This is a genomic window from Streptomyces sp. NPDC053079, assembly GCF_044546695.1.
In the GTDB taxonomy this organism is placed as follows: Bacteria; Actinomycetota; Actinomycetes; order Streptomycetales; family Streptomycetaceae; genus Streptomyces.
On record NZ_JBITZJ010000004.1, the window covers coordinates 199,065 to 217,421 of the forward strand.

17 protein-coding genes and 2 pseudogenes are annotated in these 18,357 nt (G+C 72.4%); 10 read left to right on the forward strand and 9 right to left on the reverse strand.

Going from position 1 to position 18,357, the window contains the following annotated elements; all coding sequences use genetic code 11:
• Window positions 1–18: 18 nt before the first annotated feature.
• Together ACIGXW_RS16675 and ureA are read right to left on the reverse strand one after the other, a co-directional pair.
• Entirely contained in the window at window positions 19–435 is a 417-nt protein-coding gene (locus tag ACIGXW_RS16675; RefSeq protein WP_399574040.1) for an urease subunit beta, read from the reverse strand.
• Window positions 415–765 (reverse strand): annotated as a pseudogene (gene ureA, locus ACIGXW_RS16680) (urease subunit gamma); the annotation flags it as partial. The pseudogene ureA and the gene ACIGXW_RS16675, both read right to left, overlap by 21 nt.
• A gap of 367 nt (window positions 766–1,132) precedes the next feature.
• Between ureA and ACIGXW_RS16685 the strand changes: the two are divergent.
• Window positions 1,133–1,516, forward strand: a pseudogene (locus ACIGXW_RS16685) (transposase family protein); the annotation flags it as partial.
• 399 nt (window positions 1,517–1,915) lie between these two features.
• Here ACIGXW_RS16685 and ACIGXW_RS16690 read toward each other — a convergent pair.
• Window positions 1,916–3,223 carry a phosphatase PAP2 family protein gene (locus tag ACIGXW_RS16690; RefSeq protein ID WP_399574041.1) on the reverse strand — a complete coding sequence of 436 codons (1,308 nt, stop codon included), beginning with the start codon at window positions 3,221–3,223 and terminating at the stop codon, window positions 1,916–1,918.
• A 249-nt stretch (window positions 3,224–3,472) separates the two neighbouring features.
• On the opposite strand from ACIGXW_RS16690, the gene ACIGXW_RS16695 reads away from it, so the two are divergent.
• Window positions 3,473–4,711, forward strand: coding sequence for a PP2C family protein-serine/threonine phosphatase (locus tag ACIGXW_RS16695; RefSeq protein ID WP_399573645.1), 1,239 nt, complete (start codon window positions 3,473–3,475; stop codon window positions 4,709–4,711).
• Window positions 4,712–4,719: 8 nt separating this feature from the next.
• On the opposite strand, the gene ACIGXW_RS16700 is transcribed toward ACIGXW_RS16695, so the two are convergent.
• Entirely contained in the window at window positions 4,720–5,661 is a 942-nt protein-coding gene (locus ACIGXW_RS16700) for a leucine-rich repeat domain-containing protein (protein ID WP_399573646.1), read from the reverse strand.
• An 87-nt stretch (window positions 5,662–5,748) separates the two neighbouring features.
• On the opposite strand from ACIGXW_RS16700, the gene ACIGXW_RS16705 reads away from it, so the two are divergent.
• Together ACIGXW_RS16705 and ACIGXW_RS16710 are read left to right on the forward strand one after the other, a co-directional pair.
• Window positions 5,749–6,330 carry a TetR/AcrR family transcriptional regulator gene (locus tag ACIGXW_RS16705; protein WP_399573647.1) on the forward strand — a complete coding sequence of 194 codons (582 nt, stop codon included), beginning with the start codon at window positions 5,749–5,751 and terminating at the stop codon, window positions 6,328–6,330.
• 118 nt (window positions 6,331–6,448) lie between these two features.
• Window positions 6,449–7,210 carry an SDR family NAD(P)-dependent oxidoreductase gene (locus ACIGXW_RS16710; RefSeq protein ID WP_399573648.1) on the forward strand — a complete coding sequence of 254 codons (762 nt, stop codon included), beginning with the start codon at window positions 6,449–6,451 and terminating at the stop codon, window positions 7,208–7,210.
• A gap of 78 nt (window positions 7,211–7,288) precedes the next feature.
• On the opposite strand, the gene ACIGXW_RS16715 is transcribed toward ACIGXW_RS16710, so the two are convergent.
• From ACIGXW_RS16715 to ACIGXW_RS16725, 3 genes are all read right to left on the reverse strand, one after another.
• Window positions 7,289–8,680, reverse strand: coding sequence for an amino acid permease (locus tag ACIGXW_RS16715; protein ID WP_399573649.1), 1,392 nt, complete (start codon window positions 8,678–8,680; stop codon window positions 7,289–7,291).
• Window positions 8,681–8,800: 120 nt separating this feature from the next.
• Window positions 8,801–10,906, reverse strand: a complete 2,106-nt coding sequence (locus ACIGXW_RS16720) for a hypothetical protein (protein ID WP_399573651.1) — start codon at window positions 10,904–10,906, stop codon at window positions 8,801–8,803.
• Between the two features lie 122 nt (window positions 10,907–11,028).
• Window positions 11,029–11,271 carry a hypothetical protein gene (locus tag ACIGXW_RS16725; RefSeq protein WP_399573652.1) on the reverse strand — a complete coding sequence of 81 codons (243 nt, stop codon included), beginning with the start codon at window positions 11,269–11,271 and terminating at the stop codon, window positions 11,029–11,031.
• A gap of 132 nt (window positions 11,272–11,403) precedes the next feature.
• Between ACIGXW_RS16725 and ACIGXW_RS16730 the strand changes: the two genes are divergently transcribed.
• The 4 genes from ACIGXW_RS16730 to ACIGXW_RS16745 all read left to right on the forward strand — a co-directional run bounded on the left by ACIGXW_RS16730 (window position 11,404) and on the right by ACIGXW_RS16745 (window position 14,664).
• Window positions 11,404–11,928, forward strand: a complete 525-nt coding sequence (locus tag ACIGXW_RS16730) for a GNAT family N-acetyltransferase (protein WP_360907431.1) — start codon at window positions 11,404–11,406, stop codon at window positions 11,926–11,928.
• 16 nt (window positions 11,929–11,944) lie between these two features.
• Window positions 11,945–12,709, forward strand: coding sequence for an MBL fold metallo-hydrolase (locus ACIGXW_RS16735; protein ID WP_399573654.1), 765 nt, complete (start codon window positions 11,945–11,947; stop codon window positions 12,707–12,709).
• The gene (locus tag ACIGXW_RS16740; RefSeq protein ID WP_399573656.1) at window positions 12,706–13,335 is read left to right on the forward strand and encodes a DedA family protein; all 630 of its coding nucleotides are present in this window, start codon (window positions 12,706–12,708) and stop codon (window positions 13,333–13,335) included. The genes ACIGXW_RS16735 and ACIGXW_RS16740 overlap by 4 nt, the downstream gene beginning before the upstream one ends.
• Before the next feature lie 87 nt (window positions 13,336–13,422).
• Window positions 13,423–14,664 carry a hypothetical protein gene (locus ACIGXW_RS16745; protein WP_399573658.1) on the forward strand — a complete coding sequence of 414 codons (1,242 nt, stop codon included), beginning with the start codon at window positions 13,423–13,425 and terminating at the stop codon, window positions 14,662–14,664.
• 16 nt (window positions 14,665–14,680) lie between these two features.
• Here ACIGXW_RS16745 and ACIGXW_RS16750 read toward each other — a convergent pair whose 3' ends face one another.
• The gene (locus tag ACIGXW_RS16750; protein WP_177337572.1) at window positions 14,681–15,685 is read right to left on the reverse strand and encodes an MBL fold metallo-hydrolase; all 1,005 of its coding nucleotides are present in this window, start codon (window positions 15,683–15,685) and stop codon (window positions 14,681–14,683) included.
• A gap of 81 nt (window positions 15,686–15,766) precedes the next feature.
• Window positions 15,767–16,975 carry an aminotransferase class I/II-fold pyridoxal phosphate-dependent enzyme gene (locus ACIGXW_RS16755; protein WP_399573659.1) on the reverse strand — a complete coding sequence of 403 codons (1,209 nt, stop codon included), beginning with the start codon at window positions 16,973–16,975 and terminating at the stop codon, window positions 15,767–15,769.
• Between the two features lie 184 nt (window positions 16,976–17,159).
• On the opposite strand from ACIGXW_RS16755, the gene ACIGXW_RS16760 reads away from it, so the two are divergent.
• Window positions 17,160–17,993 (forward strand): class I SAM-dependent methyltransferase, encoded by an 834-nt coding sequence (locus tag ACIGXW_RS16760; RefSeq protein ID WP_399573661.1) that lies wholly within the window; start codon window positions 17,160–17,162, stop codon window positions 17,991–17,993.
• Window positions 17,994–18,003: 10 nt separating this feature from the next.
• Window positions 18,004–18,354 carry a VOC family protein gene (locus ACIGXW_RS16765; protein WP_071962139.1) on the forward strand — a complete coding sequence of 117 codons (351 nt, stop codon included), beginning with the start codon at window positions 18,004–18,006 and terminating at the stop codon, window positions 18,352–18,354.
• Window positions 18,355–18,357 lie beyond the last annotated feature (3 nt).

Here is an 18,357-nt window from a genome sequence, read left to right on the forward strand (position 1 = left end):
CCTGACTGGAGCTACCACTCATGGGGCCACCTTCCAATCACCCGGGTCCTTGACTCGAAGGCCCTTGACCAATTGGGCTCCCTTGATGGGCACCACCCACACTCTGCACACGTGTTCGGGCTCGATCCGCTCCGACGTACCGGCCGCAATGTGCAGCCGCTTCCCCTTCACGTCATCGTCGGCCGGGTCGGTGCACTCCTCGTCCTTGAAGAACTTGAGGCACGCGTTGACTTCGCCCAGGTGGAAGTGGGAGCCGACCTGGATAGGCCGCTTCGCGGTGTTCTTCGCCCACAGCGGCCCCTCCCTCAGGGAGTCGTCGTGGTCGTCCGCGTTGAACGTCACCGCGTGCTGACCGTCATCCGCGAGAAGTTCGTACTTGCCCGGGTAGACCTTCGCGTCAGGCTCCGCCTTGCCGAGCGGGTCCGGAATGGTCACCAGCTTCGTGCCGTCCTTGAACGTCGCTTCGACCTGCACGTCGCGGATCATCTCCCGCACGCCGTCCATGACCTCGAAGTCCGTCAAGTTGCCGCTGGCGGTTTTATTGGGGATCTTGAGCGTCTTCGCCACATCGCTCAGCTTGGTATCCATGAGCTCGGCGACCGTCTTCGTGTCGTGGCGGGCCTCCTCCAGCACATAGGCCGCCAACAGCGCCATGACTTCCGGGTAGTTCAGTGCGAGATCAGGCTGGCGCCTGAGACGTCGTTCGGCCAGATCCGCCGCAACACGGATCATGAGCCGCTCCTGCTCATGTGGCGTCAGATGCATGCGGGCTCTCCTTCCTGTGGTTCGGCGTGACGTGCACGGCGAGTCGCCCAAGGAGAACCCGGTGCGGACGCCACTTATGTGTTCAACGACCCAGGTAGGAATAGAAACGGAAGCAATGCATCCATTCATGCTTTCGGATGGAGCTTGATCAGCGAGCCTCCGGCGTCACCCCCTCATCGAGTAGTACCGGCAACGGCTGAGGCTTCTGCTACGTATTAGGAATAGAGGCTGGCCCCCAGTCGCTGGCTCTGCGGTGCTCCAGGCGCTGGGCGGGATACTGGCGAGATTCCGGCATGGCAACTGTGACAGCCGGCGGGCATGCCAGAACTGCGGGTTCACTCAGGCCGTCACTACGCCATCGTCGGCAGTGGCTGGTGTGATCACGGCGTCGGAGCCGTCCTGGATAGTCCCGTTCACCGGGCTGAGCCCTCGCTGCTTCGGCAAGCTGGTGACCGTGGTTCGCCGTGAGGCCGCGGACGGGGCACGGCGCAGTCGGCCGTGGAGCCTGTCACTGGAAGACCGGGTGCTCCTGGTCGTGGCGTACAGGCGCATGCACTTGACGCTGCGCCAGCTTGCCCCGCACTTCAGGGACTCCAAGTCGGCCGCCGACCGGATCATCGAACACCTTGGTCCGAAACTGGCACTCCAGCCGCGCAAGCGATTCAGTAAAGACACCGTGCTCATCATTGACGGCACCCTCGTACCCACCCGAGACCGCAGCATTGCCGAGCAGTCCAAGAACTACCGGCACCGGCCGGCCGATGCCGACCACCTGGCGGGTGTCGGCATCGGTGACGACCTGGTGCGCGGTGGAGTAGCCCCGCACGGAACGACCCGCCTTCACCGACTCGAAGACCATTTACGGGACAGCCTTTAGAAGGAGGAACTGACAACGACGCCGGGTGCTAGGAGGACCGTCCGCGGTCTGTACCCCAAACGAGTCGCAGTGATTCCCGAGCGTCTCCCTCGAAGGGGAAGAACTCCCCGAAGGCTGACCCACTTCGCTCTGGAACTCGTCCCGGCCCGCCGACGGACGCCCACGGACCGCAAGGAGGGTTCGGCGTCGACAAGCCCAAGAGCGCGTGCCACAACGTGCCAGTAGGGGCGGTAAACAACGGTCATGGGAGGGCGGTGACGCGGGGGTGGTGACTCAGACCAGTTCGAGTTGCGGTTCCGGTTGCCGCGCCGGGGCGGTCTTCTTCGGTTCCCGTTCCCACAGTTTCGTGGTCCGTACGTAGCCGTAGATCACCGAGGTCATCGCCAGAAGGAGAAGCGGTCCGAACGCCCACGGATTCCGGGCCATCTCCACCGGCAGGTAGCGGTAGCACGCCAGGAGTGCGGCGAAGACCGTTGCGCCGTAGGCGATCAGCTGGGTCGCGGACCGGTCCCAGCCGCGGTCGAGTGCGCGCATGGCTGCCTCGACCGTGAGCGCGAACACCACGCCGGCGACGAGGTCCACGCCGTAGTGGTAGCCGAAGCCCAGTGTTGCGCTGAGGGTGGCGACCAGCCAGAAGGTCCCGGCGAATCGCAGAAGTCTTGGGCCCTTGCGGGAGTGGATGAAGATCGTGGTGGCCCACGCCGTGTGCAGGCTCGGCATGCAGTTGCGAGGGGTGATCGCGTCGTACGGCACCGGGTGCGGGATGCTGATCGGCGGCGGCGTGTTGGGCCACAGGTTGGCCACCGCCCACTGCACGCCGCCGGTGCCGGAGGTGCCCGGGCCGTAGGCGAAGATCGGTCCGACGACCGGGAAGATCATGTAGACGGCCGGTCCGAGGAGGCCGATCACCAGGAAGGTGCGGACCAGGTGATGGCTCGGGAAGCGGCGCTCGGCCGCCACGTTGCGCAGCTGGTAGAGCGCGACGACGATCGCGGCCACCGCGAGCTGGGCGTAGACCAGGTCGAGCGTGTGGATGCCGATCGGGCCGGTGGCCTTGAGGATCCGGCCCGCCACCCATGACGGGTTGCCCAGCGCGTGATCGGCGGTCGCCAGGTACGGGTCGAGCACCTCCGGGCGGGTCTTCGCCGTGATGAGCAGCCAGGTGTCGCCCGTCTTGCGGCCGGCCACCAGCAGCAGGCCCAGGCCGACGGCCTTCAGCAGCAGGACGCGTTCCTGGCCGGTGCGTCGTGTGACGGCGATGACCGCACAGCCCAGCATCACCCACAACGCGCCGTTGCCGAAGAAGTGGTCGGCGTCCACCTTGGCGTCGACCGCCCACCGCACCAGCACGAAGACGACGTCGATGCCGATCGCCGCACCAGCCGCGATGAACCGCTGTCGCCAGGTGAGCACCACCATCATCAGCGCCAGACCGCCGTACAGCGGCCCCGGTTTGGGGGCGAAGATCACCTCTCGCGCCTGGGTGGTCAGCGGCCCCGGCACGCCGGCGTAGCGACGCGCGGCGATCTCCAGCGTGATGAGGAACCCGAGGGTCACCGCACCCGCCGTGGCCCACAGGATCGTCCGTGGTTGTCGCCACGCGGCGGCTTTGCTTCTGCAGTCTATTCGCGACACCCGCGATACTATAGGTACCAATTTTTTGACCGTTTTGTGGGGTGTTGGTAGACCGTCCAGTGTCCGGCGGGCCAGCCCCCCTCGCAAGGCGGGTGGCCACCGGCGAGCGCCGCCGCCTTCCGCCCGGAATGCATGGAATGCCCGGAATGAGACTCGGGCGGATCGATGCGAGACTGAGGTGGCGGAGGTGGTGTGATGGCCGACAGGGACGACCGGGCGGTCACCACCGGGGCGGACGAGCAGATGCTGGAACGGCTGCTCGCCGAGGCCAATGCGATCGTCCCCTACCGGCTGCCCGGGCTGGTGAACCGGTGCGCCCGGGCACTCGGACTGGACAGCGCCGCGATCTATCTCGTCGACCTCCAGCAGCATCAGCTCATCCCTCTCGAAGACCAGACCGAACGGCTTCCGGTGGACTCCAGCGAGGCGGGCTGGGCCTACCGCACCCTGTCACTGCGGGTCCACGAGTCCCGTGAGGGCGTGGTGGTGTGGCTGCCGATGGTGGACGGCGCGGAGCGGCTCGGCGTGCTGGGCATACGGGCCGGAGTGCTGGACGGGACGCGGCTGCGCCGGTGCCGGATGCTGGCGCGGGTCCTGTCCCTGGTGGTCACCTCCAAGCGCACCTACAGCGACTGGTTCGTCGCCCGCATCCGCACACAGGGCATGGATCTGCCCACCGAGATGCTGCGCGCCTTCCTGCCGCCACGCAGCGTCGGCCGCACCGGCGTGATCTCCACCGCCGTGCTGGAACCCGCCTACAAGCTCGGCGGGGACGCCTTCGACCACTCGGTGAGCAAGAACATCCTGCACGCCAGCATCTTCGACGCGATGGGCCACGACCTCGCCTCGGGGCTGACCACCTCCGTAGTGATGGCCGGCTGCCGCAACGGCCGCCGCTCCGGCGCCGACCTGCCGAACATGATCGAGGCAGTGGACCGGACGCTCGCCGAGTGGCTCCCCGATCAGTTCTGCACGGGCGTGGTGTGCCAGCTGGACGTGGACACCGGCATCCTGCGGTGGTGCAACTGCGGCCACCCGCCTCCCCTGCTCATCCGCGATGAAGGCGTGCTGGAGCACGCCTTGGAGAGCCCTCCTCAGCCGCCGATGGGGCTGCCGTTCCAGCTGGGACCCACCCGCCGCAAGGTGCACACCACGACGCTGGAACCCGGCGACCGGGTGCTGCTGTACACCGACGGCGTCACCGAGGCCCGCGGCAACGACGGCGAGGCGTTCGGCCTGGACCGCTTCACCGACTTCATCATCCGCTCCTCCGCCGCCGGCCAGCAGCCCTCCGAGGTCCTGCGGCTGCTCATCCACGCGATCCTCGAGTACCAGGGCAACGCCCTCAGCGACGACGCCACCATCCTGCTCCTCGAATGGCACCCCGAACTCATCGAATGGCACTACGGAGGCAGCCCCAGCGAAGCCGCCTGACTCCTTCCTCAGCACAGCACCGCGCAGCCCCGGTGCTCCAGCGCGGACAGCCATACGGGCCGGCTCGCGATCGGGTTCCACCGGAGGTCCAGCTTCTCCAGGAACGGGAGTTGGGACAGGGACTCCGGGAGTTCGGTCAGGCGGTTGTTGCGGAGGTCGAGGTGGGTCAGTTCGGGGAGGGCCGAGAGGGACTCCGGGAGTTCCGTCAGGTGGTTGTTGCGCAGATCCAGGAGGCGTAGGCGCTTCAGGTGGCCGGTGGAGCGGGGGAGGTGTCGCAGGGCGTTGTCCATGAGGCGTAGTTCGCGCAGGGCCTTCAGGTTGCCCAGGGATTCGGGCAAAGCCGTGAGGGCGTTGCCCATCAGGTGCGCTTCGCGGAGTTCGCCCAGGCGGCCCAGGGAGTCCGGCAGGGTGCGGAGGCGGTTGTTGTACAGGCGCAGTTCGCGGAGGGCGGCCAGGGCGCCAAGGTCCTGCGGGAGTTGCGTCAGGCGGTTGTCCGTGATGTTCAGGTAGCGCAGGCGCGTGAGGCGACACAGCGTGGACGGGACCGTCGTGAGGCGGTTGTTGCTGAGGTAGAGATAGCGGTCGAGGCCCCTGAGGCGATCCAGGGATTCGGGTACGGCCATGAGGTCGTTGTGGCCCAGGTCCAGCGTGTGCAGGCCCGGTAGGTCCGTGATCTCCTCCGGCAGGGTCGTGAGCCTGTTGGCCGCCAGGTTGAGGCTCCGCAAGCCGCTCAGGTTCCTGATCCAGGGCGGTACGGACTCCAGCCGGTTGCGGTACAGGCTCAGCAGCCGCAGGTCGCCCGCGGTGCGCAGCGGTTCCGGAACGGCCGTGAAGGCGTTGTCGTCCAGGTGGAGTTCGGTGACCCCGTCCAGACCGCCCGGCGGCGCCGGCCACCGGTCCAGGCCCCTGCCCCTGAGGTCCAGCCGTCCTCGCCCCTCGTGCCGCGTCATGCGTCCCCTCTCCCTTGTCCGGACAACCGCAAGGCTACGAGACCGCTTTATTGACCGAACGTTCCAGATATCCCTAAGATCATCGACGTGGCCAGGACCAAGGAATTCGATCCGGACGCCGCCCTGCAGTCAGCCCTGGAGCTGTTCTGGCAGCGCGGCTACGAGGCGACGTCGATGGCGGACCTCGTGGCGCACCTCGGCATCGCCCGGGCGAGCCTGTACGGCACGTTCGGCAGCAAGCGCGAGCTCTACCTGAAGGCCCTCGAGCGCTACGGCGAGCAGCACGGCCCGCCCATCGTCGAGGAGCTGTCGCAGCCGGGGCCCGCCCTGCCCGCGGTGCGGGCGCTGGTGCGCCGCTTCGCGGAGGAGGCCGCCTGCGACGAGCTGCGGCGCGGGTGCTTCGTGACGAACACCGCCGTCGAGCTCGGCGCGCACGACGCGGACACCGCACGCCGGGTCGAGCAGAGCTGGTCCTCCCTGGAGACGGTGCTGACCTCGGCCCTCATGCGGGCCGCGGCCCAGGGCGAACTCCCCGCGGACCGCGACCCGGTCGCACTGGCCCGCATGCTGCTGGTGCTCCTGCAGGGGCTGCGGGTGATCGGCAAGGTGAACCCCTCGGCCGGCCTGCTGCGCGACGCCGCCGACCAGGCGCTGGCCCTGCTGGACTGACCGACCCCTCGCCGCCCCGCCCCAAGGACGGCACCCGCATGCCCTAATTCAAGACCGATCATTCTCGAATAACTCTCGCATAGCTCTCACAGAGCTTCTTCGTTGAGGAGTAGTCACCATGACCGCACGCTTCACCGGCCGCACCGTCCTCGTCACCGGCGGCGGCACCGGCATCGGCCGGGCCATCGCGCTCGCCTTCGCCCGCGAGGGTGCCCGGGTCGTGGTCGCGGGGCGGCGCCCGGAGCCGCTGCAGGAGACCGTCTCCCTCGTCGAGGCCGAAGGCGGCGAGGCCACCGCCGTCACCGCCGACGTGAGCCGTTCCGAGGACGTCGAGGCCCTGGTCGGGCAGACGGTGGCGCGCTACGGCGGGCTGGACGTCGCCGTCAACAACGTCGGTACGTTCATACCGCCGACGAAGCTCGCGGACATCCCCGAGGACCACTGGGACACGCTGATGGCCACCAACCTGACCGGCCTGTGGCTGTCGATGAAGCACGAGATCGGCCACATGCGGGCCAACGGCGGCGGCGCCATCGTGAACATCTCCTCCAACCTCGGCGCCCACAAGCGGCTGCCCGGCCTGAGCGCGTACGCCGCCAGCAAGGCCGCCGCCTCCGCCCTGACGCGCGGCGCCGCCCTGGACCACATCGGGGACGGTGTGCGGATCAACGCCGTGAGCCCCGGGCCCGTCGAGACCCCGATGTCCTCCCGCCCCGGCGAGTCCGCCGAGGACAAGGCCGAGCGCATGGGCCGGGAGGTGCCGGCGGGGCGGGCGGGCACCCCCGAGGAGATCGCGGCGGCCGTGCTGTACCTGGCCTCCGACGAGGCCGGTTACGCGGTCGGCACCGAGCTCGTGCTCGACGGGGGCATCACGGCCTGAGACGCAGAAGGCCGCCGGAAACGGCTGTGGCCCGGCGGGCGTCCGAGGACACCCGCCGGGCCACGTTCAGCGACTGCTTCAGCCGACGAGCTCCGGCTCGGCGGCCTCCGTCTTCACGGCCTGAGGGGCGACGGCCTCCTCGGCCGGCTCCGCGGCCTTGCGGCGGGCCGCCATCCACACGTAGACGAGGATGCCGGCGAAGAGGAACAGCACGCCCTGGTAGACCGCCGCGTACCCGGCGCCCGCCACCAGCCAGAAGGAGAAGGCGAAGCCGCCGAGGGCGAGGATCATGTCGCGCGTCATGCGGCCGGGGTGGACCTTGTCGCGTGCCCCCGTGAGCAGGAAGTACACCTGCGCGGCGGTGGCCAGCAGGTAGGGGACGGTGGCGGAGAACGTGGTGATCAGGACCAGGATCTCGAAGACCCCGCTCACGCCGACCGTGTAGTTGACGATCGTCAGCACCGAGGCGAGCACGGCGGCGGCGATCACACCGGCTGTCGGCACGCCGCGTCGCTTGATCGCGAACATGGCGGGGAACAGCCCGTCCTTGGCCGCCGCGTAGGGCATCTGGGCGCTCATCAGCGTCCAGCCGTTGAGCGCTCCGGTAATGGAGATCACGGCGGCGAGCGCGATCAGCGTGCCGCCCCAGGTGCCGCCGAACATCGCGTTGACGGCGTCGGAGAAGGGGGCGGTGGAGTCCACCAGCTTGTCGTGGGCGACGGTGCCGAAGACGGAGACCGTGCCGAGCAGGTAGACCACGGCCGCGCCGATGGTGCCGATGACGCTCGCGCGGCTGACGTTGCGCTCGGGGTCACGGACCTCGCCGGCGCTGATCGCGGCCGACTCCACACCGACGTAGCTGTAGAGCAGGATCGCGGCGGAGGCGGTCAGACCGCCGGTCCAGTTGCCGCCGCCGGTGGTGAAGGGACCCAGGTTGTCCGGGTCGAAGAAGAAGAGGCCGACGACCGCCACGAAGAGCATGGGCAGGAACTTCAGCACCGTGGAGACCATCTGCACCGCGCCCACCCAGCGGGTGCCGGCGAGGTTCGCCAGCGCGGGCAGCCACAGCAGCGCCAGGGCCAGGACCAGGTCCAGCCCCTTGGACTCCTTGCCCCCGGTGAGCACGTGGAGGTAGCCCACGCCGGCGACGGCGAGGGCGGCGTTGCTCACCCACGTCATCGTCCAGTAGGACCAGGCGGACAGGAATCCGGCGAAGTCGCCGAACGCCTCGCGTGCATAGACATACGGGCCGCCGGTACGCGGGAAGCGTCCGGCGAGACGGCCGAAGACGAGGGCCAGCGCGATCGCGCCGATCGTCAGGACCCCGAACGCCAGCAGGCTGACCGTGCCGTAGGGGGCGACCGAGGCGGGCAGCATGAAGATGCCGCCGCCGATGATGTTCCCCATGACCAGGGTGATGGCGGTGGGGAGGCCGAAACGGCGTGCGGGTGCGCCGTCGGAGTCGTGCATGGGAGGTGCGCCTCTCGTGCTGCGGGCAGGTCGCCGATTCTGGGGCGACATCGCACACCCGTGCAAGAGCACAGGTATGTGCGACAGCACATATTGACCGCGGAGCCCCGAGGCGCAAAATTAGAATTTTTTGTCCCGCACGGCCGGGCCCTCGACCGCAAAAGGTGCTGTCACGGGTGCCGTGGACCGTGATTCGTCCACCGGGACGCCCTCATGCGGAATCGGCTCCCCCACAACCGTCCCGGCCGGTATTTGCGGTCGCCCACTCGCCTCGCACAGCCAGCGCCGCAGCACGCGGTGCACCGCCTCGGCGCCGACCAGCTCCTCCCCCTCCCCCACCGGCGCGCTCAGCTCCCCGGGCCACAGCAGGAAGGCCCGGCTCTGCTCGCCGCCCAGCCCGCCGTGCGAGCCGATCTGCTCCTCGAAGGCGTGCACCTCGCCCGTGACCGGGTCGTAGGCGGAATTGACCATGATGTCCGCCGCGTGCGGGAAGCCGGCGGTCCGCCGGACGGCCGCCACCGCGCCGGGCCCCAGCCCGCGCAGCGGGCTGTGCTCGGCTCCCTCGCCGGTGTCCAGGTAGTGCTCGCTGCCGCCGGCGCCCAGTACGACCGGGCCGCGCTCCGCCGAGCGTACGAGCAGGAAGCCGACCCCCGGGTGGTCGGCGAGGGTGCGCAGCAGCCCCGGGTGGTCGCGCTCGATGTGCTCGCGGCTCGCCCGGCCCGGCAGGTCCGGGAAGGAGACCAGGCCGAGGTTGCCGGAGGCCAGCACGACCGGTTCCCTGCCCCTCGCCGGGCGGCCCGCCGCGGTGCGCACCAGTTCCTGGAGGGTCAGCCCGTAGCGGGCGGCGAAGGTCTCCCCGGGGCTCTGGCCGTGGTCGGAGAGCAGCACGATGCGGTACGGGCGCGGGGCGTGCTCGGTGACCTTGGCGATCAGCGCGACGGCGCGGTCGAGCCCGCGCAGCACCTGGTGGGTGTCGCGGCCGCGCGGCCCGGAGTGGTGGGCGACCTCGTCGTAGCCCACGAGGTCGGCGTAGACGGAGGTGCGCCCGGAGAGGATGTCGCCGATGACGGCGGCGACGATCACGTCGCGCTCGACGACGGTCACGAAGGCCCGTATGAAGGGGTAGAGCCCGCCCCGGCCCAGGCGCGGGGTCTCGCGGTGGAACTTCGCGCGCGTGGACTGGCCCATCTCGCGCAGGACCTCGGCCACGTAGGAGACGGCCGTGCGGGTGGCGTTGGCGGGGTCGGAGAAGTAGGCGAAGTACCCGGACCGGGAGCGGTTGTGCCGGCCGCGCCGGGCGGCGACCGACAGGACGAGCGCGAGCTGGTCGGCGCCGCCGGTGAAGAGGTTGCCGCGGCTGGCGCCGTCGGCGGTGAGCAGCCCGTCGTGGCCGGTGCGGGCGGCCGCGCGGCGCTGCAGCTCGGCGGCGCCGGCGGGGCGGTTGCTGATCATCACCTCGCCGGTCTCCTTCTCGTACCAGCGGAAGGCGGGCACGTCCTCGTTGGAGCCGTGCAGGATGCCCAGCTGGCTGGCGCCGGTCTGGCTGGACCAGTCGGTGCGCCAGGGGGTGAGGCGGTGGCTGCCGGCGGCCCAGGCGGCGACGGTCGGCATCAGCGGGGGCCTGCGGCGGCCGCGGGCGCCCCACCGCTCGCGCAGCGCGTCGCATAGGACGTCGTGGCCGACCCCGTCGAGCTGCAGGAAGACCGTGCCGGGCGAGGAGTGCCGGCCGGTGGGCTGGCCCCGGCGGCGGCGCTTGCGGTCGGCGAGGCGGGCGAGGCGGCGGCGGTAGGCCCCGTCGTCGCGCACGGCGACGAAGCCCCCGGCCGCGGAGGAGGCGGCGGAGACCACCGCGGCCACCACGACCGCGGTCTCCGGTTCGGCGGTGCCCCCGCCGACGGGGACCAGGGCCAGGGCGGTCACCAGCAGCGTGCCGTTGAGGAAGAAGACCAGCAGGCCGAGGACGCAGGCCGGTACGAGCAGGAAGGCGCGCACGAGCACGGGCCAGACGACGGCGGTGAGCAGTCCGAACGCCCCGGCCCCGAGCGCGGCGGCGAGGACGAAGCGGGCGGCGCCGTCGCCGCCGGCGGGCCGCAGCCGGAAGTCGGGCAGGAGGCCGGCGAGGGCGAGCATGGTGACGGTGGAGACGGCCCAGGGCAGGACCGCCCCCAGCCATCTTTCCCCGACCAGCCTGCCCGCACGGCGGATGACGCTGCGCAGTTGCCCCATGACTGCAGAGTAGGACGGGCGGGCCGGGTGCACGGTGGCCCGGATCACTAAGGAAGGGAACCGGTCACTACGCCTCCGGTTCCGGCCACCGGAACCGGCGGACGCCTGCCCTCAGCTTGCCCTCAGGCGGGTGGCCGCGGCCGGCGGCGCACCTGATCCAACGTGGGGTCCAGAGCGGAGTCGTAGGCACCGACGCCCAGGCAGTGCGGGCACTGGCCGGCGCGGTGGACGGTCTCGGCCGGCCCTCTGAACGGATGGGTGCCGACGGTGTAGGCGAGCGCGCGCGTGGTGTATCCGGAGCCGTGGCACCACGGGCACGCCCTGGCCTGCGGCTCCGGTCCGTGCGGGGACTTGTGTTCACTCACCGGGACCGACCAGCCCTTGCGCGCGATGACCGTTGCGCCTCAAAGCGTAGACCCTTGGGGGGCGTTCCGGCCGGGCCGGCCGGATCCGTCGCCCGGGGTGGCTTCCGTGCGGCGGCTGGGCAGGATGGCGGCATGACCTGCCTTCGTACGCCCCGACTGACGCTGCGCCGCTGGCGCGAGGACGACATCGCGCCCATGGCGGCCATCAACGCCGATCCGGAAGTGATGCGCTGGATCGGGGACGGGTCGGTGTGCGACCGGCGGGAGACCGAGGACCGGATCGCCGCCTGGGAGCGGGAGTGGGAGGAGCGCGGCGTGGGGCTCTTCGCGGTGGAGTACCGGAGCAGCCGCCGGCTGGCCGGCTTCGCGGGGCTGTCCGTGCCCGCTTTCCTGCCCGAGATCCTGCCGGCCGTGGAGCTCGGGTGGCGGCTCGGACGGCCGTTCTGGGGGCAGGGGCTGGCGACCGAGGCGGCGCGGGCGGTGCTGGACTTCGCGCTGCGGGACCGGGGGCTGGCCAGAGTCGTCAGCGTGCACGCCGTCGGCAACTCCGCCGCCGAGGGGGTCGTGCGCAAGCTCGGCATGCGCCGGGAGCGCGAGACGACGCATCCGGCGTACGGGGTGCCGCTGTGCGTGCACGTGCTCGAGGCGCGCCCGTAACGTGCCGGACGCGCCCATGGAAATCACCTGGTGGGGCCATGCCACCGTGACGGTGGAGGACTCCGGCGTCCGGGTCCTGACCGATCCGCTCTTCGTGCGGCGGCTCGCGCACCTGCGCCGCCGCAGGGGTGCCGTGCCGCCGCCCGAGGCGGCCGTCGCGGACGTCGTGCTGGTCTCCCATCTGCACGCCGACCATCTGCATCTGCCCTCGCTGGCCCGGCTCGCCCCCGGCACCGCCCTGGTCGTCCCCCGGGGCGCGGCCGGCGCCGTGCGCGGCCTGCGCAGGCTGGCGGCCGAGCGCCGGCTGGCGGTCACCGAGGCCGCGCCCGGCGACGAGGTGGTGATCGGGGAGGTGCGGGTGAGGGCGGTGCGGGCCGAGCACGACGGGCGGCGCCTGCCGTGCGGGCCGCACCGGGCGCCGGCGCTGGGGTACGTGGTGCGGGGCGCGGCGACCACGTACTTCGCCGGGGACACGGCCTGGTTCGCGTCGATGGCCGACGAGGTCGGCCCGGTGGACGTAGCGCTGCTGCCGGTGGGCGGCTGGGGCCCGTTCCTGGGCCACGGCCATCTGGACGCGCGGCGCGCGGCCCGGGTGCTGGCCCTGCTGGGGGCCCGCAGCGCGGTGCCGGTGCACTACGGCACGTTCTGGCCGATCGGCATGGACGCGATCCGGCCGTACGAATTCCACGCGCCCGGCGAGGAGTTCGCCCGGCAGGCGGCCCGCTACGCACCGGGGGCGGCCGTGCACCGGCCGGCGCACGGCGAGTCGGTGCGGCCGTGACGGCGGCCCTGGCCGGGGTGGTGGCGGAGGCGGCGCAGCGGTCGGTGCCGCCGGAGTCGACGCAGCAGGCGGTCGGCTATCCCTCCCTGTTCGTGCTGGTGGTGCTGGGGGCGCTGGTGCCCGTCGTGCCGACGGGGGCGCTGGTGAGCTCGGCGGCGGTGGTGGCGTTCCACCAGGGTTCGCCGTTCTCGCTGCTGTGGGTCTTCCTCGTCGCCGCCTTCGCCGCCTTCCTCGGCGACATGGGCCTGTACTGGCTCGGCGAGCGCGGTCTCCGCTCCCGGGGCGGTTCGCGCTGGCTGCGCCGGCTGCGGGAGCGGGCCGCGCCCGAGCGGCTGGCGCAGGCGCGGGCGCGGCTGGAGGAGCACGGGGTGACCGTGCTCGTGCTGTCCCGGCTGGTGCCCGCCGGGCGCGTTCCGGTGATGCTGGCCTGTCTGCTCGCGCGGGTTCCGGCGGTGCGCTTCGCGCGCGGGGACTTGCCCGCGTGCCTGGCGTGGGCGGCCACGTACCAGGTCATCGGGGTGGTGGGCGGCTCGCTCTTCGCCCGCCCGTGGGAGGGCGTGGTGGCGGCGGTGCTGCTGACCCTGGCGGTGGGCGCGGTGCCGACGCTGCGACGCCGGCTGCGCTGAGCTCACCTGTTCGGCCTTGCCGCACGTGCCGCAGCCTGTGCGAGCGACCAGCGTGGACCTCACCGTGCCGAATCGACTGGAGGGCTCATGGCGGTCGTACCGACCCGCGCCGGCGGGCAGCTGTTCGCCGCGGGGCTGAGCCTTCAGGGGCAGGTGCCGGGGATCCTGCGGGGGACGCGGGAGCGGAAGGTCGTGGCGATGGCCGGGGGCGGCTACCACAGCCTGGCGGTGACCGAGGAGGGGCGGCTGATCGCGGCGGGGCTGGACGACTACGAGCAGGTGACGGGCATCTTCGCGGCCGCGCGGGGCCGGGCGGTGGCCGCGGTGGCCGGCGGCGGGTTCCACAGCCTGGCCGTCACCCGCGACGGGCTGCTGCTGGGCGCGGGCAAGGACCACAACCGGCAGGTGTCGGGCCTCCTCGAGGCCGCCCGGGGCGGGAAGGTCACCGCCGTGGCGGCCGGTTCCGTGCACAGCCTGGCGGTGACCGACGAGGGGGACCTGCTCGGCGCCGGCCACGACGGCGACCGGCAGGTCTCGGGCATCCTCGCGGCGGCCCGGGGCGGGCAGGTCGCGGCGGCGGCCGCCGGTGACTTCCACAGCCTGGCCGTGACCCGGGACGGGCGGCTGCTGGCGGCCGGGCGGGACGAGGACGGGCAGGTGTCCGGCATCCTGGCGGCGGCCGGGGACGCGAAGGTCGTCGCCGTGTCCGCGGCCGCCCTGCAGAGCCTGGCGCTGACCGACGACGGCCGGCTGCTGGCCGCCGGCCGGGACGGCAACCACCAGGTGTCGGGCATCGTCAGGGCCGCACAGGGCCGGAAGATCGCCGCGATCGCCGCGGGCTATCTGCACAGCCTCGCGGTGACGCGGGACGGCGCGCTCCTGGGCGCCGGCAAGGACGGCGACGGCCAGGTCTCGGGCATCCTCGCGGAGGCGAAGGACAGGACCGTCACGCTGGTGGCCGCCGGCGGCTTCCACAGCCTGGCGGTGGCCGCGCCCGACGGGCCCCGGGGCCGGGAGGTCCGGGTGGACCTCGCGGGCGTCCGGGATCCGGCCCGGGCCGTCACGCTGCAGTTCCTGCGGGAGCCGGACGGCCTCGACGTCCGCATGGAATCCGGCGCTCCCGCCCGGGACTTCGCCATCAGGGAGGGCGCGCCCGTACAGCTCGTCGTGCGGCGCGAGGAGGAGGTCGTGGCGAACGGATCGGTGTACTTCACCTACGAGGAGCCGACCGGCGTCGTCGGCGTCGACACCCGGGCCAGCCGCTTCCCCTCGTTCCTGACCTGCACCGGCCACGGCGCCAACCGCTTCACGTTCGCCTGGAGCGGCTGACCGGCGGGCCGGGGGTTCACAGGGCCGACAGCACCCGCGAGGCCCCCACCGGAAGGTCCCACAGGTCCTCCCGGGGCCGCCCCGCCGCCGCCCAGGCCGCGCGCACCCGCCGCAGCGGCTCCATCGGCGGCTCGGCGGACAGCAGGAACGTCGACCAGTGCATCGCCCCCATCACCCGGGCCCCCAGGTCCCCGCAGGCGCGTACGGCCTCCTCCGGGTCGGTGTGCACCGTCTCCAGCATCCAGCGCGGGTCGTAGGCGCCGATGGGCAGCAGCGCCACGTCGATGCCGGGGTAGCGGCGGCCGATCCGCTCGAACCAGAAGCCGTAGCCGGTGTCCCCCGCGAAGTACACGCGCCGCCCGCCCGGCGCGGTGAGCACCCAGCCGCCCCACAGCGAGCGGCAGGTGTCGGTGAGGGTGCGCTTGCTCCAGTGGTGGGCCGGGACGAAGTCGAAGCGGACCGGGCCGGCCGGGCCGGGCAGCTCCACGGCCTCCCACCAGTCGAGTTCGGTGACGCGGGTGAAGCGGCGGCGGCGCGCCCAGGAGGCCAGGCCGGCGGGGAGGAGGAGGTGGGTGTCGCGGGGCAGCCGCTTGAGGGTGGGGGCGTCGAGGTGGTCGTAGTGGTTGTGGCTGATGACGACGGCGTCGATCCTCGGCAGGTCCTCCCACGCCACGCCCACCGGGGTGACGCGGGCGGGGGTGCCGAGGATTCTGCGGGACCAGACGGGGTCGGTCAGGACCGTCAGACCGCCCACGCGCAGCACCCAGCTGGCGTGCCCCGCCCACGTGAGGGCGAGCGAGCCGGCGTCGACGGCCGGCAGCGGCCCGGGCTCGAAGGGCAGGTCGGGGAGTTCCAGCAGCGCCTCGGCGCTCGGCCGCAGCCGGCCCTCGCGGGCGAGGCGGGCCAGGGCGCGCACGCCCGGCAGGGGCGCGGTGAGGCGGTCGGCGAACGACGGGGGCCAGGAGCGGATCTCGCCGAGGGGGCGCGGCTGCGCGAGGGGCCGCTCGGTCTGTTCGGTCATCTGGGGCTCCATTCGTGGGGAACCGGAACCTGGACGGTGCGGCAGGCGGGGGCCGCGGCACGCTCACCGCTCGACGGTAGATCAGATACCGGCGAGTTCACTGAACGCCGATCCAAAAGTGGACAACGCCTCCGCGACATCCGGCTCCGCCACCGGGTCGGCCGCGTCCAGGGCGCGTTGCCGCCCCTCGTCGGAGGCGCCCAGCAGCGGCGGCGTGGAGAGCCGGACCCGCAGCGCGTCGGGGGCGTCCCCGAAGCGGTGCCCGCCGGGCACGGGATGGCCGAGGACCGCGCTGAGGTAGCCCTCCAGCTCGACGGAGTCGGTGATGCGGCGGGCGGCGAGGGCGTCGCGCAGCTCGCCGAGGTCGGCGTAGAGGTGGGGGCCGGTCTGCGGCGGCCGGCACAGCACCCCGGCGGCGTCCAGCCGCTCGCGGGCCGCGGCGCCCAGCGCCCCGTACAGCCGTGCGGTGGCGGCGGTGCGCTCGCGCACGGGCCCGGGCTCGGTCAGCGCCCAGCGGGCCGCGGCGGCGACGGGCGGCGGCAGTTCGGCCCCCAGGGCGGTCAGGACCGTGCCGGCCCGTGCGCGCAGGGCCGGGCCGCTGCCGCCGGCGGGGAAGCGGGCGACGGCCACGGGCCAGGCGGCGGGGGCCAGGGGCCCGGCGAGGTCGGCGAGGACGACGACGCGGTCGGGGTACATCTCGGCGGGGCCGACGAAGACCGTGGCGTGCCGGTCATGCAGGACGTCGCGCCAGGTCTCGTCGCTGATGACGGTCAGTTCCTCGGCGGCCGCGGCCTCGCAGACCTCGTGGAGGATCTCCGGCGGGGCCACCGTGCCGGTAGTGTCGTCGGCGACGGACAGCACGAGGAACCGCGGCCGCCCGCCCTCGGCACGGATCCGCCGTACGGTCTCCAGCAGCGCGAACGGGTCGGGCACGCCGCCGCACTCGGCCGGCACGGGCACGTGGTAGGCGAGCCGCCCGGCGAGCCGGGCGAGCGGGCCGTACCAGGCGGCGCAGGGCCGGGTCAGCAGCACCTCGCCGCCCGCCGAGGCGAACAGGGCCAGCAGCAGAGGCTGTGGGCCGGGGCCGGCGACGACGTGCTCGGGGGCGGTGGGCAGCCCGCGCCGGGCCCAGTAGGCGCAGGCGGCGGTGCGCAGCTCGGGCCCGCCGCCAAGGGGTTCGGGGCCGGAGCGGCCGGCCGCCTCCGCCAGCCGTGCGGCGAGTTCGGGCAGGACGGGCAGTCCGCGCTCGGGCCCGGGGAGGGCGGAGGGTGCCGCAGAGCCCTGCTGCATCCGTACCTCCGTACCTCACCCGGCCCGGTCTTCCGTCCACCTTCGCAGATCTTGGTGTGCGCGGCGGGCCGACACGGGCGGGCGGGTGACGGACCGTCCCGCATCGCAAGACGGGACTCTCGCGATGCGAGATCGATTGCGTACGGTGAAAAGCGCCACCGCACCCAGCAGCGAGGGGACCACCATGCCCGAGGAACGGAAGAAGCGGAACAACGCGACCACGGTCTACATCCACGGCCACCACGAGTCGGTGCTCCGCTCCCACGGCAGGCGCACGGCCGCCGACTCCGCCGCCTATCTGCTGCCCGAGCTGAGGCCGCACCACCAGGTCCTGGACATCGGCTGCGGCCCGGGCAGCATCACCGCCGACCTGGCGGCCCTGGTCCCGCAGGGCCGGGTGACGGGCCTGGACGCGGCCCCGGGAATCCTGGAGCACGCCCGCGCGATCGGCCGTGAACGGGGCCTGAAGAACATCGACTTCACCACCGGCGACATACGCGCCCTGGACTTCCCCGACGACTCCTTCGACGTCGTCCACGCCCACCAGGTGCTCCAGTACCTCGACGACCCGGTGGCCGCGCTGCGCGAGATGCGCCGCGTGTGCCGCCCCGGCGGCCTCGTCGCCGTGCGCGACGTCGTCTACACGGCCATGACCTGGTACCCGCACGTGCCCGGCCTGGACGACTGGCAGCGCCTGTACGTACGGGTGGCCCGCGCCGGGGGCGGGGAGCCGGACGCCGGGAGCCGGCTGCTGTCCTGGGCCCGGCAGGCGGGCCTGACCGACGTCACGGCGACGGCGGGCGCCTGGTGCTACGCGACCCCGGAGGAGCGCACCTGGTGGAGCGGCCTGTGGGCGGACCGCACCCTCTCCTCCCCCTACGCCGACCTCGCGCTCGCGGGCGGCCACACCGACCGGGAGGGCCTGGAGACCATCGCCCGGGCCTGGCGGGAGTGGGGCCGTCACGAGGACGCGTGGTTCTCGGTGCTCAACGGCGAACTGCTCTGCAGGGTCAACTAGCCTGCTGCACATGAACATTCTGGGGACTTCGCTACGGGTGTGCGTCGCCGATCTGGAAGCGGCGATCGCGGTCTACGAACGGCTGACCGGGGAAGAGGCGCTGCGCTTCCGGCGCGGAGGGGTGGCGGTGGCGGCCGTCGGCTGCTTCTTCCTCATGAGCGGGCCGGAGGCGGAGCTCTCCATCCTGCGGAAGATCACCGCGACCGTCGCCGTCACGGACGTGGACGAGGCCCTCACCGATCTCCAGGCGGTGGGGGCCGACATCATCGCGGGCCCCCTGCCGACCCCGATCGGCCGCAACCTGGTGGCCCGCCACCCGGACGGCTCGGTCTTCGAGTACGTCGACCGCCGACCGGGGTGATAT

Coding starts and splice junctions, on each gene's coding strand:
- ACIGXW_RS16745 (WP_399573658.1), top strand. CDS start 13,423: ATGGCGGTCGTACCGACCCGCGCCGGCGGGCAGCTGTTCGCCGCGGGG.
- ACIGXW_RS16700 (WP_399573646.1), bottom strand. CDS start 5,661: ATGACGCGGCACGAGGGGCGAGGACGGCTGGACCTCAGGGGCAGGGGC.
- ACIGXW_RS16715 (WP_399573649.1), bottom strand. CDS start 8,680: ATGCACGACTCCGACGGCGCACCCGCACGCCGTTTCGGCCTCCCCACC.
- ACIGXW_RS16755 (WP_399573659.1), bottom strand. CDS start 16,975: ATGCAGCAGGGCTCTGCGGCACCCTCCGCCCTCCCCGGGCCCGAGCGC.
- ACIGXW_RS16695 (WP_399573645.1), top strand. CDS start 3,473: ATGGCCGACAGGGACGACCGGGCGGTCACCACCGGGGCGGACGAGCAG.
- ACIGXW_RS16710 (WP_399573648.1), top strand. CDS start 6,449: ATGACCGCACGCTTCACCGGCCGCACCGTCCTCGTCACCGGCGGCGGC.
- ACIGXW_RS16765 (WP_071962139.1), top strand. CDS start 18,004: ATGAACATTCTGGGGACTTCGCTACGGGTGTGCGTCGCCGATCTGGAA.
- ACIGXW_RS16730 (WP_360907431.1), top strand. CDS start 11,404: ATGACCTGCCTTCGTACGCCCCGACTGACGCTGCGCCGCTGGCGCGAG.
- ACIGXW_RS16720 (WP_399573651.1), bottom strand. CDS start 10,906: ATGGGGCAACTGCGCAGCGTCATCCGCCGTGCGGGCAGGCTGGTCGGG.
- ACIGXW_RS16750 (WP_177337572.1), bottom strand. CDS start 15,685: ATGACCGAACAGACCGAGCGGCCCCTCGCGCAGCCGCGCCCCCTCGGC.
- ACIGXW_RS16760 (WP_399573661.1), top strand. CDS start 17,160: ATGCCCGAGGAACGGAAGAAGCGGAACAACGCGACCACGGTCTACATC.
- ACIGXW_RS16735 (WP_399573654.1), top strand. CDS start 11,945: ATGGAAATCACCTGGTGGGGCCATGCCACCGTGACGGTGGAGGACTCC.